Below are 13770 nucleotides of genomic sequence, written 5' to 3'. Positions count from 1 at the left end.
ATGCAAACAATGCAATGGTACAACGAACCTTTACAATGGCATGAGGATAACGATGTTATCCATATTACCGCCGGGGCAAAGACTGACTTTTGGCGGCAAACTCATTACGGATTCATTCGCGATAACGGCAACTTTTACTACCGTCAAGTTTCAGGCGACTTTACAGCCGAAGTCAAAATTACTGGTTGCTATCAATCGCTCTACGATCAAGCAGGATTGATGATTCGAGAAAGCGAAAATATCTGGCTCAAGTGCGGCATTGAGTTTGTTGAGGGAGTGCAAAACGTGAGTGCGGTTGTGACACGACACTATTCCGATTGGTCTGTTATTCCACTTGAAGTGCCACCTGTTTCCCTGTGGCTGCGGGTAAAGCGCCGATCTGAAACGGTGGAAGTGCAATACTCGTTGAATGGGTCAGACTATTCAATGATGCGATTGGCATATCTAACTGAGTCACCAATCGTTCAAGTTGGGTTAATGTGTGCGGCTCCTCAAGGTGAAGGCTTTGCAGTCGAATTTGAAGGGTTTAAGCATAGTAAGCCGATCTAATGTGGATGGTAAAAAAACCGACTTCTGCGCGACTCCATACATAAAAATAAAATTAGGGGTGAGTGCTTTTCACTTACCCCTGCCATTCATTTTTTGGGCGCTTTTGAACCTACTTAATACAATTTGTAGCACTAAATTGCCACAAAAACGATGCTATTTATCCTAAAAATACTTGTCGATGTGGAGGGTCAAAATCGTGAATACTCCCAGCAAATGACCTGCGCTCATGCAAGCCAGAAATGCTGGTACGCTTACATTGTTGAACAAAGAGGGGAAGGGTAAAGGCATTTTCGGCCCGACGTGGGGATACCAAATTCGGCGGCTGAGAACTAGCAGTGCTAAGATATTGCAAACAAACATCACTATTGGTTTTTGCCAATTGCCTGATGCTGTGTCAGCCAGAGTCGATTCTACTACTGCAAGTAAATTTGAGTTAATCATCGTTGATGCTCCTATTTTTCATAAATTATCAGAAATGCTCGATGAGATTTCTTGCCAAAAATACAGCAGGGGCGATCGCCTTTACGCAATAAATATCTGTTGCTGTCAATCTTCACCGCGCCAGGGACACCGCCCCCACCCCTAATCATCGAATTACAGCAAGAAGTCTCTTAATGCCATTCAAAAGTAACGAAAGATACAAAGGGACAAAACCATACTCGCTGCCATTTGTAACTTTTAGCCTGTCTGGCAGTGGTGGCATTTACTCACGCTGCCAGACAGGAAATACCGCTACTCATTACTGAGCAATGTAGGTAGGCAGAAAGTGAAGTATGTCACGGAGAACGCTATATCCAGCGGCATCCCAAAGCAAATAAGCTAAGAAACCGATCATCGCTAAGCGACCGTTCCAAAGTTCTGCTTGTGGGTTGAAGCCAAACAGAAAGGCATTCCGATCTTTTCCGTTGTAAGCATTAGCCGTAGGAGGCAGGTTAGTAGGACGAGTTTCCATGTTTTTACATTCCTTAACAATGTTCGCTTCTCATGGTAGCGGCCTAATTTCTGCTTTGCTATCTGTCTCTAGGCTCAAGATACACACAAGCCTAAAGGAGGATTTTGAAACAAAAAATAAAGTGTTAAGTTTTGTTGCGCGAGATTTTTCAGCGATCGCCTGTATCTGTAGATACTAAATACAACTGCAAGTTGATATGGCCGCTGTGAAAGGCTCCATCGCCCCGTAGCGACAAACAACGGCGCTGGTGACTCGACAATACTGAATCAGCGAGATCCTAGACGCAAGAAAATTTAGTAAATTTCAACTCAAAAGCCGAACACATCGCGCGCGAGTTAATTAAAATAGGAGATAAACAGAGCGATCGGGAGAAACAGTTATCGAAACCATCTACGGCAATCTTCAAGGTTTAAAGTCCAGCCAGCTCAAGCAACTCGAAAAGCTGTACCACCAGCGACTACCGGGCGATCGCATCACCACTGCAGAATTCGCCCAGCGCGTCGCCGCCATCAGCACGGAAATAGACAAACCAATCTGCACCTACATCAACCGCCGCGGACAAGTCATTCGCGTCGGCGTGGGTTCACCCCGGCAAACGCAGATTGCGCCCCTAGAATTGCCCCGCTACGGGGGAGGTCGCCTCAGCGGCATTCGCTGCATCGCCACCCACCTGAAGCCAGAAACCCCAAGCGAAGCAGCCCTCACAGCAATGGCAATTCAGCGCCTGGATGCCCTGGTTTGGCTGACACTGAGCGGCGGAGGATTTCAGCGTCGCGGCGGCGGTGCGACTGGTTACATCCAAGAAACTTATCTCGCTCACCTGATACCCCAGGGAGATCAGCCAAATTTTGAGTTCTCTGTTTTGAGCGCTCAGTTAGAACCAGATGCAACTGATGAAATAGAAGAGCCTTCTATTCCAAAGTCACTAATTCAAACTCCACACTTTCCCTGGAAAATATCAGAACCCCTGAATTTGGACGAACTCGCCGACCAAGACTTTCTGGATTTGGTGGAAGGACTCGAAGCAGAGTTTCAAGCAGAGTTTGTCGCTAAGCAGGTCGATGCAGACCAAGACAAAGTGCTGTTGGTAGGTGTAATGACTCAGCACATGACTCAGTTGGAGTTTGAGGACGGACTCGCAGAAATCACGCGGCTGGTTGAAAGCGCTGGGGGTCAGGTGCTGCAAACAGTGCGCCAAAAACGATCGCGCCCCCATCCGCAAACAGTCGTCGGCGAAGGCAAAGTTCAGGAAATTTCCCTCACCGCTCAGACGATTAGCGCTAACCTCGTGGTATTCGATCGCGACCTAGCCCCCGCACAAATACGGAACTTGGAAACTCAGATAGGTATCCGGGTCGTCGATCGAACAGAAGTAATTCTCGACATCTTTGCCCAAAGAGCTCGATCGAGCGAGGGTAAATTGCAAGTGGAACTCGCTCAGCTAGAGTACGCCCTGCCCCGGCTCAGAGGTCGCGGTCAGGCAATGTCGAGACAGGGTGGCGGCATCGGTACCAGAGGCCCAGGGGAAACCAAGCTAGAAACCGAACGGCGGACGATCGCCAAACGCATTTCTCGATTGCAGCAAGAAGTAAATCAACTGCTGGCGCACCGCTTCCGCCTGCGACAGAACCGCCATCATCACGATGTACCCTCAGTGGCGATCGTCGGCTACACCAACGCAGGTAAATCGACTCTGCTTAATTTGCTCACAAATTCCGAAGTCTACGCCGCCGACCAGTTATTTGCCACCCTCGACCCCACAACTCGACGGTTGACCATTCCCGGCACTGTCACCAGGGAACCCCTGTCGATCGTCCTCACAGATACAGTGGGCTTTATTCGCGAACTTCCCCCTGCTTTGATCGACGCTTTCCGGGCTACCCTTGAAGAAGTCACTGACGCCGATGCTTTGCTGCATCTCGTCGATCTCTCCCATCCCGCGTGGCAGAGCCAAATTCGATCGGTCATGAATATTTTGACAGATATGCCCGTAACTCCCGGCCCAGCCCTTGTAGTTTTCAACAAAATCGATGCCGTAGATGGAGATACTCTCGCCCTCGCCCGAGAAGAATTTCCTCAAGCAGTATTTATTTCTGCTGCCAAAGGTCTGGGGATGGAAACTCTCCGCGACAGACTAGCTCAGCTCATTCAATACGCCCTCTACCCTCGGTAAATACTTAAATATTCCTTTTGAATAGTTGACATGGGGGAATATACGTACATATACTGAGGACAGATCTAGTCGAACTATGAGATCATAAAAGAGTAGTCAGATTGTGCTTTGCAAAGTACAATACAGCATCTCTATTTTGCGATCGGTTAAATTATTAATTTCCGGAGGTCGCGGTCAAGGTAAAAAGACTCTTTGTTAATGGCTGTAAAGGCTATGGGTTCAGAGGCTACAAAAAGAGGTTGCAAAAAGATGTTGCTTCACTCTCGCCCCACCACCTGGCCAAACCACGGTACGCGATGTCAAGACGCAACGTCAAGGTGAAAGAGAAGGTGAAAGAGAATAATATTATTATTCAAGTGTTTGGGTACTCACCTCAAGCGCTATACTATCTTTTACAGATGTTCTTTTACAGACGTTCGCCAGAGAATACATCCATTGATTGTAAGAAATCTAACATCCTTGCCCGTCGTACAGCGCTAATCTCTAGGACTATTTCTATTTTTCGATTTTACCACTGTTTAACTAAATAGTTATGTGTACGCCACTGGCAAAACTAGCAATTGGACTCTCTGCCACAATGGCAACAGCGTTTTACTATCTAGCTGCCGCCCCTCCGGCAGCAGCAGTAGATGTCTGCGGTCCGGGAAATTATTCTAGTGCCTGTGCCCCCACGCCGGCATCGACACCAACGGCATCCGAGCCACAAATGGCGACTCAGCCGAGTTTGTCCCAAATATACACCACACCTTCGAGAAACTCAACTTCTATTCCTGAACCGGGTACTGCGATCGCAGTCCTACTGACAGGTGCAGGAATGATCTGTTCGTGCAGAAAGCGAAACAAGCAGGTTGGTCCGCAGCGCTAGGCAGGCTGAGGACCAACCTGTTTGCCTTCCCAATGTCTCCGTTTATTTAAGCATGGGTATTTGTTTACTTAATATATAAAACAATAAAAAATTGTATAAAAAATAACTTCACACCTAGCTTGTGCGCTGCAAATAGAGCCGGATGTTGAAGGAAGAATAACTATAGCGACTTCAGTCAGGGTAAAAAGAAGAAGCAAAAAGGCAATTTCACTTCCCGGCAAGGGTTTCAGCAATGAATAACTTCCGGTGCCAACAAAGATAAGGTTGCTGTATATAATAAAAATTAAAAAATAAAAATAAAAATAAAAATTAAGATTGGTTAAGATCAATCATTCCGATAGTTTTTGAGAGTCAACCGTATAATAAGGCTTTCAAGGCTCCAAGGCAAGTTTGCTACCAACGAAAAATCGACGGTTTCAGCCTAGGAACTAAAAACAGTCCGCACTAGGGTTAAGATTACAATTAAAAAATATTGTTATTGCTTGAGCGTCCATGACCCCTAAAGTAGAAATTTACACTTGGAGAACCTGCCCGTTTTGCGTTCGTGCCAAAGCACTGCTAAAGCGAAAAGGGATTGATTTTACAGAGTACGCGATCGACGGAGATGAAGCAGCACGGGCTCAAATGAGCGATCGAGCCAACGGAGGCCGCACCCTGCCACAAATATTCATTAACGACCAACACATAGGTGGCTGCGACGAAATTCACAAACTCGATGCTCTAGGCCAGCTAGACCCGCTGCTAGCAGCAAAATGAGGCATTCCCTGTCGAATTTTCAGTTAGCCCTAATTTTCCTGCGACCAATTCTTAATTTTAATTGACAATGAAATTTGCATTCATCATCGATCCCCTCGCGCGACTAATTCCAGGACACGATACCAGCGTAGCGCTGATGGAAGCCGCTCAAGAGTTGGGTCACGAAGTCTGGGCGACTCAAGCCAACGAACTAAGCGTCATCGGCGGCAAAACCTGGGCAATGCTGAGTCGGGTAGCCCTCACCCCAGTAAAAGTGGTAGATGGACGCTGGGAGGCTGCTGAGGCTTGGTACCAGGTAGAACAGCCTACTTTGCAGCCTCTAGAAGCAATGGACGCAGTATTTATGCGGACAGACCCCCCAGTCAACATTCCTTACCTCTACGCTACTTACCTTTTAGATGGCATCGATCCGGCTAAAACTTTGGTAGTTAACAGTCCCAAAGGATTGCGGGCGGCGAATGAAAAGATGTATGCTTTGCAATTTGAGGGAGCGATCCCAGAGACAATTGTTTCTCAAAACAAGCAGGTAATTCGGCAATTTGTTGAGAAAAAAGGAGCAGCAGTTCTTAAACCCTTGGGTGGCAAAGCTGGCGAGGGGATTTTGTTCTTGGAGGCGGGCGACCGCAATCTTAACTCCCTGGTGGAAATTAGCACTCAACAAGGGCAAATTCCAGTGATGGTTCAGACCTATCTGCCGGAAGCAAAAGAGGGAGATAAACGGATTATATTGTTGAACGGCAAGCCCATCGGTGCTATCAACCGCATTCCCACCGGCAATGAATTTCGCGGCAACATGGCCGTCGGCGGTCGAGTCGCAAAAACAGAAATTACCGATCGCGAACTGCAAATTTGTACTCAGTTAGAACCAGTGCTGCAACGGGACGGACTGTACTTTGTCGGCATTGATATTATTGGCGGCTATCTCACAGAAGTTAATGTCACCAGCCCTACAGGGATCAGAGAAATTGACTTGTTTGACGGCGTTAGTTTGGGCAAACAAGTAATTGAATGGGTGGAGAAGGAAGAAGGAAGAAGGAAGAAGGAAGAAGGATGAGGGAAGAAGCCAAGCACGACACAGATTAGGACACGGATACACGGATTAATTATCGACCGTCAGGCAGATTTACAGTCGTTAGTTATTTGTTAGTTGTTCCCAAATCCCAATCCCCAATTCCCAATTCCCAATTCCCAATTCCCAGTTCCAAATCCCCAATTCCCAATTATTAAATTATGTCAAAAATTGGCGTTGCAGTAGTCGGTACAGGTTTCGGTCAAAAAGTACACCTTCCCGGATTCCAGGCCCATCACCGGACAGAGGTTGTGGCTGTTTATCACCGGAATTTAGACAAAGCAAAGGCGATCGCCTCTACCCACAATATCCCCTACGTTTGCGACTCGATCGCTGATATAGTAGCCATCCCAGAAGTAGCAGGCGTCAGCATTTCCACACCGCCATTTTTGCATTATGAAATGGCAAAAACCGTATTGGAAGCAGGCAAGCATTTATTATTAGAAAAACCCACAGCCCTTACAGCAAATGAAGCCAGGGAACTTTACCGATTGGCAAACAACGAATCTCAAACCGATTTTAACAAGGGTGGTTCGAGAGCAATTGCCACAATGGACTTTGAGTTTCGGTTCATCCCCGCATGGCAAATGCTAGCAGAATTATTGGCAGCAGAATATGTGGGAGAAAAGCGTTTAATTAAGATAGATTGGCTGGTGTCGAGCCGCGCTGATGCGAGTCGCCCCTGGAATTGGTACGCGCAAAAAGAGCGAGGCGGCGGAGTTTTGGGCGCGACAGGTTCTCACGTTTTTGATTATATTAGCTGGCTGTTCGGCCCGCCGCAGAGGCTTTCTGGGCATTTGATTACAGGAATTTCGCGGCGGCCAGATCCGAATGATTGGGGAAGTTTAAAATTAGTTGATGCCGATGATTCGTGCACGTTGATGTTGGAATTAGCCGGGGGAACTCCTTGTCAAGTTTGTTTGAGTTCTGTTACTTATCAAGGGCGGGGACACTGGGTGGAAATATACGGGAGTAAGGGTACGTTGGTGTTAGGAAGCGACAACCAGCAAGATTACGTCCACGGATTTCGCTTGTGGGGTTCCCAAGGTGGAGAACCTTTAGCTGAAATCAAAATTCCTCAAAGATTGGAGTTTCCTCAAGTATATCCAGACGGGAGAATTGCACCGTTTATTCGAGTAATAGATAGGTGGGTAGAAGCAATAGATGCGGGTAAATCTTTGATACCGTCCCTCAGAGAAGGGGTTTACTCGCAGTTGTTGATGGATTTGACCCAGGAGTCGAATGCTACGGGAACTTGGGTAGATTTACCGAGCATAGATAAATTTTTGGACACTAAGTAAAAGTAAAAACTGCCAAAGCAATCTCACGCAGTCGATCGCACCCCAAACCCGATAAACTACGAATAGATAAACTCAATCCAACCCTATATCCAGAGTCGATAGTTGTGAATGGCGCGCCCTGAAAGTCCTTGCCTCAGTATAGCGATCGCTCGCCTGAGAACCGCTGGGGCAAACCATTTTGCCACTTGGGTTCTACAAGCTCCCTATCCCAGCGGGTACGTTCACCACGACTGTATGTGGCCCGATACCCTCTCCCAATCTTGGAAAGCTTGGCAGGAAATGTTTTCGCCCTCCGGGACAATTCACGAATTGCCCCTAAATCCTGATGGCAGTTTCGTCTCGCCGGAAAACAACCAGAATATACTGGCAGAAACTGAACAACGAAGTCCTCAGTCGCTAGACCTCGCTGCAGCGACGCCCTCTGTGCCGCTCCACCTCGGTCAACGGGGGTGGGGCGACAAGGGGGATCAGCATCCGCCTCGGCCACCGGCAAGCTACAGCAGCCGCCTGATGCAGCATTTGGGGATTAATCTTTGGCAGTGGCTGTTTGAAGGCCCGATTCAGGGTAGTCTCCAGGAAAGTAAAGGTATCGCGATCGGGCAAAATCTACCCCTGCGAGTACGCATAGATTTGCGCGAACCGTATTTAATTGCTTTACCTTGGGAAATTATGCAGCCTCAAGCCGGTCAACCGGCAATTTCTCTGTCGCAGCAACTGCTTTTTAGCCGCACTACCAGCAATGTTGAACCTTTGCCACCCCTGCAGCCTGCGGAGTCGCTCAATATTTTGCTAGTTTTGGGACAAGCAGAACCAGGCGGCGGTGCTAATTCTCAATTTTCCAACAGCAATAACGGTCATTTGCAGTTGGGAGAAGAAGCACTCGCCCTAGCTGGCGTTCTGGAAAGTGCTTTTCAAACCGACCACAGTGGCAAATATTTTGACATCAGCGTTCCGACTCGCGTCGATACTCTGATCGAACCTACTCCGGCGGAACTCATTTCTCGGCTGGAAACGCAAGCTTACAACATTCTGTTTTACGCAGGTCACGGGATACCGGGCCCCGACGGCGGTTTGCTGTTTTTGGGGCCGGAAACGGCGATTAACGGTACTGAACTGGCTCAGGTATTAGTTCGGTGCCGCGTGACTCTGGCGGTGTTTAATGCCTGCTGGGGAGCTCAGCCGGCCGTGGAGATGGTGCACTCAACTAACGGTCAGCAACAGGCGATCGCCCGCAGCAGTTTGGCTGAGGTACTGATCCATCACGGGGTGCCGGCGGTGTTGGGGATGCGGGACTCGATCGCCGATCGCGAGGCCCTGAGTTTTATCCAAACTTTTGCCCAAGCTTTGGCCGGACGGATGTCGATCGATCGGGCTGTCGCCGTCGCCAGACAGCAGTTACTGACGCTTTACAAGTTCAATCAACCGGCTTGGACGCTGCCTGTGCTGTATATGCACCCTGAGTTTGACGGTCAGCTAACTGAGCCGGTAGATGACCTCAAAACTGAGTTGCCTTTAAATTCTTCTACTTGGCTGGGACGGTTGCCGTCTTGTGCTTATTTGCGGGGGCGCGATCGACCAAATGCCAAATCCACCGAATCGACCAATCAGGTTTGGCCGATTCGCGCAGGTATGGTTCGAGTGGGACGCTGGGAAGAAAACGACGTAGTGATTCGAGAACAGTGGGTTTCTCAAAAACACGCCGAGATTTTCTGCCGAAACACGATCGGAGATAGCCGGGAAGAACCTAGCTACTTCCTGCGCGATTTTTCTCGTTACGGGACTCTAGTTTTGGGATCTGAGGGATGGCAGAGAGTTCACCACCAAGAATTGCTGCTACGCAGCGGGACTCAGCTAAAATTTGGCAGTTCTCAAGGTCAGATTTTTGAGTTCACTATTGAGGTTCCTAAAACTTCGGGGTACAGTGAGACTGATTGCGGAACGAATTAAGGTGCGCGTGTAGCTAATGAAGGCAAGCGGCGAGTGGCACAGCAAAGTTCTGGGCGTTGAGTCTCCAATCTGAATTTAAAAGAGTTACTTACCACTGATAGCTCCCAACTAGCTCTTGGCACAGTCCCCCTTCTATATTTTCCTTTTCCCCCTGAGGTATTACATCATGGCTACCCAATCTCCTGATTCTGAATATTTTCGCGACTCACAAACTCAGGCCCAGATGGAACTTCTCGCCACAATAGTTCAGACTGATGTTGCTTATCCCTGGAATCCTGCACAGCTTGAATCAGAATCTTATTTGGCTGCCCTAGAGCAGGAATTTGCGCTATTTGATTCCTTCAGCGACAGCGATATTGCCCTGAAGTCGCAAGCTTTATTCTCGCAATTAGAACAAGTTTGGCTGACGACTGCTCTGCAAAAGTCTTTGCACGAAAAATTTGCTCGCGTTCCTCAAGATTTTCTGGCCAGCATCGCTCAAAGCGTGCAAAACGCAACTGTTAAGTATCAATCTTTAGCTGACCAAATGGTAGAGTGCGTCTTAGATATTTTGCCTCAGTGGGCTGAGGAAGATTTGCAGGTGTTGGCACGTCCTTTGGCTTATGCCATGCGAGATGTTGATTCGGAAGGGGGGGAATTGGTCATGGCAACTAAAAGACCTTGGGCCCAATTGTCGGAAATAGAACAAGCCAGAGTTAGTTTGGCTGTCGCCCGCTATGCAATCTCGCAATTAGAAATTGCTGATTAGTTCTGTGGTGGCTGGGTTTTTGTGCTGCGATAGCGGTAATTTTTTAAATTAATATAAAATTAATCTACCTTTAGTTAGATGTCGAATTCGTCTAATTGTTAAATCCTATGGATTGCTATAGTTTGATATAGCAATCTTATTTGATTTGTAGACAAGATAATTTTTTTTGAACTCTAGCAAGCGCGCCCGACAGTTAGGACCCAGATGTGGCAGGATTTTCAATAAGCTTTTTATGGGCGCCGTCGCAGAAACGGCCCACAAGAAATATTTTTTATTGTGGAACAGGCCCGAAAACCTGTTGCTGACATTGCTACAAGATGTAAGTTAGGAGGTTATTAATTGCTGAAATCCTTGCCGAAGATTGCTTCTGACCGAAAGCATCCAGGATACAAGCCCCCGAATTTATCCGTGGGGTCAATGCTTCAATCTAACATCGTTCGACTGAGCGCTCACGCCGAAGTCTAAAATCTACAATCTAAAATCGATTGACTTCTCTCCTAGGTAACTAAAGTCTTTTTCTTTCTTCCTTGTGCTATATTTTGCCAAGTTTGGACTCGCTAAGCAGTTTGGCAACAGCAAGCAAGATGAATTATCATACAATGGTCAGAATGTTAAAAAATGTAAATATAATAATTGGGGTGTGTGGGAATTTTCAACTGAATTAAAAAGTGGACAGCAGGAAAATCTGACTGTTGCAGGCACGATCGGGACTTTAAAATTATTTTATGACAACTTCAAGATTTGATCTTCAAGACTTGAAACGCCGCTTTTGGCGGATTTCGCGGATGCCGGCGGCAACGCTAGTCGTGTTGGGGGCGGTTGCTTTCGCAGGTGCGATCGCCGGAGCCTGGTTTGCCCGTGAAGGTACAGTCAGCGGTATTTTTGCCACAATCAACACTTGGCAGCAAAACCCGCCTGTGTGGCTGCAAGTGCCTGCTACGAGCAAGATGTATTTGTTAGTGCCGACTATCGCGCTTGTCTCCGTTGCTTTAGCTGCAATTAAAATTTCGCCTCAACCGCAGAAATGGTCGCGCGCTGTAGTAGTTGCAATAGTTCTGGCTTTAACCATTCGCTACGTTTTATGGCGATCGCTCGCTACTCTAAATTTAACCGATCCCCTCAACGGTATCTTTAGTTTGGGGCTGTTTTTCCTAGAAATGCTACTCGTTTTCAACACCAGTATTCAACTGTATTTAATGCTGAGAATGAAAGACCGGCGTCGAGAAGCCGATCGCATGGCAGTTGCAGTTGAAGCTGGAAACTTCACCCCGACCGTAGATATTTTTATCCCAACTTACAACGAACCGGCTTTTATTTTACGGCGCACTGTAATCGGCTGCCAAGCTTTAGATTATGCCCACAAAAAAGTATATTTGCTTGACGATACCAAGCGGGATGAAATCAAGTTGCTGGCAAAAGAACTGGGATGCGAGTATATAACCAGACCCGATAATATTCACGCCAAAGCTGGAAACATTAACCATGCCACAGCCCTAACTAATGGAGAACTAATTGTAGTTTTCGATGCAGATTTTATTCCCACTAAAAACTTTTTAACTCGCACAGTTGGATTTTTTCAAAATCCCGAAATCGCCCTCGTTCAAACACCGCAAAGCTTTTACAACCACGACCCCATCTCCCGTAATTTAGGTTTAGAAAATGTACTCGCGCCGGAAGAAGAAATATTTTACAGGCAAATTGAAATCATCAAAGACAGCGCCGACAGCGTAGTTTGTTGCGGTACATCTTTTGTAATGAGGCGGAGTGCTTTAGAAGCAGCGGGAGGCTTGGTCACAGATTCAATCTGCGAAGATTATTTTACCGGAATTCGGCTATCAGCAACCGGATATCGCTTAGTTTATTTAGATGAAAAATTGAGTGCTGGTTTGGCGGCTGAAAATATAGAGGCTCATCTAAATCAAAGGCTACGCTGGGCGCGAGGCACGCTTCAGGCATTTTTTATTGATTCCAATCCTTTAACAATTCGCGGTCTCACATTCGTACAAAGACTGTCTCATTTGGAAGGATTGCTGCACTGGTTTACCAGTTTAACCAAGGTTTTATATCTGTTGATACCTTTAGGTTATTCGTTTTTCGACATAATTCCTTTGCGGGCAAGTGCGCGGGAATTGCTGTACTTTTTCCTGCCTTACTATTTGGTGCAACTTACTGTGTTTTCTTGGCTGAACCGCAGATCGGGATCGGCTTTGCTTTCGGATATTTATTCGTTCGTTCAGTGTATTCCTTTAGCAGTGACCGTGGTGAGTTCCATGCTGAATCCCTTTGGGAAAGGGTTTCAGGTGACTCCAAAAGGAATGGCGAGCGATCGCTTTCATTTTAACTGGAATTTGGGATGGCCTTTGATTGTCTTGTTCGCAGCTACAGCATTCAGTTTGTGGCACAATTTAAATATTAATTTAGTTAAAAATTGGGACACTGTACAGTCAATATCAGAAAGTGCACATTTGTCAAAAGAAATGAGTTTGGGATGGATTTGGAGCGCGTACAACCTGCTGATGATGGGGATTGCATTGCTGATTTTGGTGGATATTCCTAAGCCGGACATTTACGAATGGTTCAATTTACGCAGGGTTGTACAATTGAATATTGGCGGTCAAAGTTTTTGGGGTATAACAACGGTAATTTCGGAAAGTGGCGCTGAAGTTGCTATGACGCAGTGGCCAAGTTTTGCGGTGAAAAATAAAGGCAGTAAAGAAAGTTTGACAGCAGCAGAGATTTTGCCAAAATATGCCTTTGAGACAAGCTTATCGCAGGGTAAAATAAAAGCGCTCCCTCGCAGTGCGACAGTCAAGGCAAGGAGATCGCTAGCACCATCTGTTGTTGAGTTGAGCACTGAGCGTCGTTTGGTCAAAGGTTTGATTGATTGCGATTCGGCGACTCTGAAAATTATGGAAGACAACTGTTTTATTCCTGTGGCTAAGATTGAGTTGGTGGGCGAGAAATCTCAGTTGGAGTCGAGTTTTCGGGATGGAAAAGAGTGCAGTTTTGTGGAATTCCCCACTGTGCGAATTGCGTTCGATCGCCTGAATATTAGCCAGCACCGCTGTTTGATCGAAATGCTGTACTGTCGCCCCGGCCAGTGGCAGCGGCAGGAAACTCCCGGAGAATGGCGATCGCTGTGGCTGTTGCTGAGAATTGCTTTGAAACCGAGGGCTGTTTTTGAGAGGAATAGGTCAGTTAGACCGATCGCAGTTTCGCAACTTTAGAGTGAACTTCTCCGAGTTGGGAATTTTTCACCGCTGATATCAGCAGATGAAGACTGATCGATTTTTAGCTCACCTTACCTCATCTTTTTTAAGTAATGATGCAAAAATTTTTATACATTTTTAGTTAGAAAATAGAGAAAATTTTCAAGATTTGGATAGATTCTTGCGGTAGTTCTGCGCTAA

12 protein-coding genes are annotated in these 13770 nt (G+C 46.9%); 9 read left to right on the top strand and 3 right to left on the bottom strand.

Translation table 11 applies throughout. The features are described from left to right. Positions 1-549 carry a DUF1349 domain-containing protein gene (locus QUA23_RS07235; protein ID WP_333073592.1) on the top strand — a complete coding sequence of 183 codons (549 nt, stop codon included), beginning with the start codon at positions 1-3 and terminating at the stop codon, positions 547-549. A 162-nt stretch (positions 550-711) separates the two neighbouring features. Here the strand turns inward: QUA23_RS07235 and QUA23_RS07230 are convergent, their stop codons facing one another. The 3 genes from QUA23_RS07230 to QUA23_RS07220 form a co-directional block, all read right to left on the bottom strand. Continuing rightward, complete coding sequence (locus tag QUA23_RS07230) at positions 712-990, bottom strand: Photosystem I reaction center subunit PsaK (protein WP_333063761.1); 279 nt, start codon at positions 988-990, stop codon at positions 712-714. Positions 991-1288: 298 nt separating this feature from the next. After that, complete coding sequence (locus QUA23_RS07225) at positions 1289-1501, bottom strand: chlorophyll a/b-binding protein (protein ID WP_333041855.1); 213 nt, start codon at positions 1499-1501, stop codon at positions 1289-1291. A gap of 402 nt (positions 1502-1903) precedes the next feature. Continuing rightward, entirely contained in the window at positions 1904-2029 is a 126-nt protein-coding gene (locus tag QUA23_RS07220) for a hypothetical protein (protein WP_263053573.1), read from the bottom strand. A 49-nt stretch (positions 2030-2078) separates the two neighbouring features. Between QUA23_RS07220 and hflX the strand changes: the two genes are divergently transcribed. The 8 genes from hflX to QUA23_RS07180 all read left to right on the top strand — a co-directional run bounded on the left by hflX (position 2079) and on the right by QUA23_RS07180 (position 13587). Further along, complete coding sequence (gene hflX / locus QUA23_RS07215; RefSeq protein ID WP_333073591.1) at positions 2079-3674, top strand: GTPase HflX; 1596 nt, start codon at positions 2079-2081, stop codon at positions 3672-3674. A gap of 532 nt (positions 3675-4206) precedes the next feature. Then, on the top strand, positions 4207-4539 hold the full coding sequence (locus QUA23_RS07210; protein ID WP_333073590.1) for a PEP-CTERM sorting domain-containing protein: 333 nt from the start codon (positions 4207-4209) through the stop codon (positions 4537-4539). Between the two features lie 492 nt (positions 4540-5031). Beyond that, positions 5032-5295, top strand: coding sequence for a glutaredoxin 3 (gene grxC / locus QUA23_RS07205; RefSeq protein WP_333041860.1), 264 nt, complete (start codon positions 5032-5034; stop codon positions 5293-5295). Between the two features lie 67 nt (positions 5296-5362). Beyond that, positions 5363-6349 carry a glutathione synthase gene (gene gshB, locus QUA23_RS07200; RefSeq protein ID WP_333073588.1) on the top strand — a complete coding sequence of 329 codons (987 nt, stop codon included), beginning with the start codon at positions 5363-5365 and terminating at the stop codon, positions 6347-6349. Positions 6350-6525: 176 nt separating this feature from the next. Then, a complete protein-coding gene (locus tag QUA23_RS07195) occupies positions 6526-7665 on the top strand; it encodes a Gfo/Idh/MocA family oxidoreductase (RefSeq protein WP_333073587.1) in 1140 nt (379 codons plus the stop codon). A gap of 108 nt (positions 7666-7773) precedes the next feature. Continuing rightward, positions 7774-9612 (top strand): CHAT domain-containing protein, encoded by a 1839-nt coding sequence (locus tag QUA23_RS07190; protein WP_333073586.1) that lies wholly within the window; start codon positions 7774-7776, stop codon positions 9610-9612. Between the two features lie 166 nt (positions 9613-9778). After that, on the top strand, positions 9779-10360 hold the full coding sequence (locus QUA23_RS07185) for a hypothetical protein (protein WP_333073585.1): 582 nt from the start codon (positions 9779-9781) through the stop codon (positions 10358-10360). Between the two features lie 725 nt (positions 10361-11085). Continuing rightward, positions 11086-13587, top strand: a complete 2502-nt coding sequence (locus QUA23_RS07180; protein ID WP_333073583.1) for a glycosyltransferase — start codon at positions 11086-11088, stop codon at positions 13585-13587. Positions 13588-13770: the final 183 nt, after the last annotated feature.

The sequence above is a fragment of the Microcoleus sp. Pol1C5 genome (genome assembly GCF_036701115.1).
GTDB lineage: Bacteria > Cyanobacteriota > Cyanobacteriia > Cyanobacteriales > Microcoleaceae > Microcoleus.
Note: the sequence above shows the minus strand (reverse complement) of the source record. Positions and strands in the feature narration are given on the sequence as shown.

Coding starts and splice junctions, on each gene's coding strand:
- QUA23_RS07235 (WP_333073592.1), top strand. CDS start 1: ATGCAAACAATGCAATGGTACAACGAACCTTTACAATGGCATGAGGAT.
- gshB (WP_333073588.1), top strand. CDS start 5,363: ATGAAATTTGCATTCATCATCGATCCCCTCGCGCGACTAATTCCAGGA.
- QUA23_RS07180 (WP_333073583.1), top strand. CDS start 11,086: ATGACAACTTCAAGATTTGATCTTCAAGACTTGAAACGCCGCTTTTGG.
- QUA23_RS07230 (WP_333063761.1), bottom strand. CDS start 990: ATGATTAACTCAAATTTACTTGCAGTAGTAGAATCGACTCTGGCTGAC.
- QUA23_RS07190 (WP_333073586.1), top strand. CDS start 7,774: ATGGCGCGCCCTGAAAGTCCTTGCCTCAGTATAGCGATCGCTCGCCTG.
- QUA23_RS07210 (WP_333073590.1), top strand. CDS start 4,207: ATGTGTACGCCACTGGCAAAACTAGCAATTGGACTCTCTGCCACAATG.
- grxC (WP_333041860.1), top strand. CDS start 5,032: ATGACCCCTAAAGTAGAAATTTACACTTGGAGAACCTGCCCGTTTTGC.
- QUA23_RS07185 (WP_333073585.1), top strand. CDS start 9,779: ATGGCTACCCAATCTCCTGATTCTGAATATTTTCGCGACTCACAAACT.
- QUA23_RS07195 (WP_333073587.1), top strand. CDS start 6,526: ATGTCAAAAATTGGCGTTGCAGTAGTCGGTACAGGTTTCGGTCAAAAA.
- QUA23_RS07225 (WP_333041855.1), bottom strand. CDS start 1,501: ATGGAAACTCGTCCTACTAACCTGCCTCCTACGGCTAATGCTTACAAC.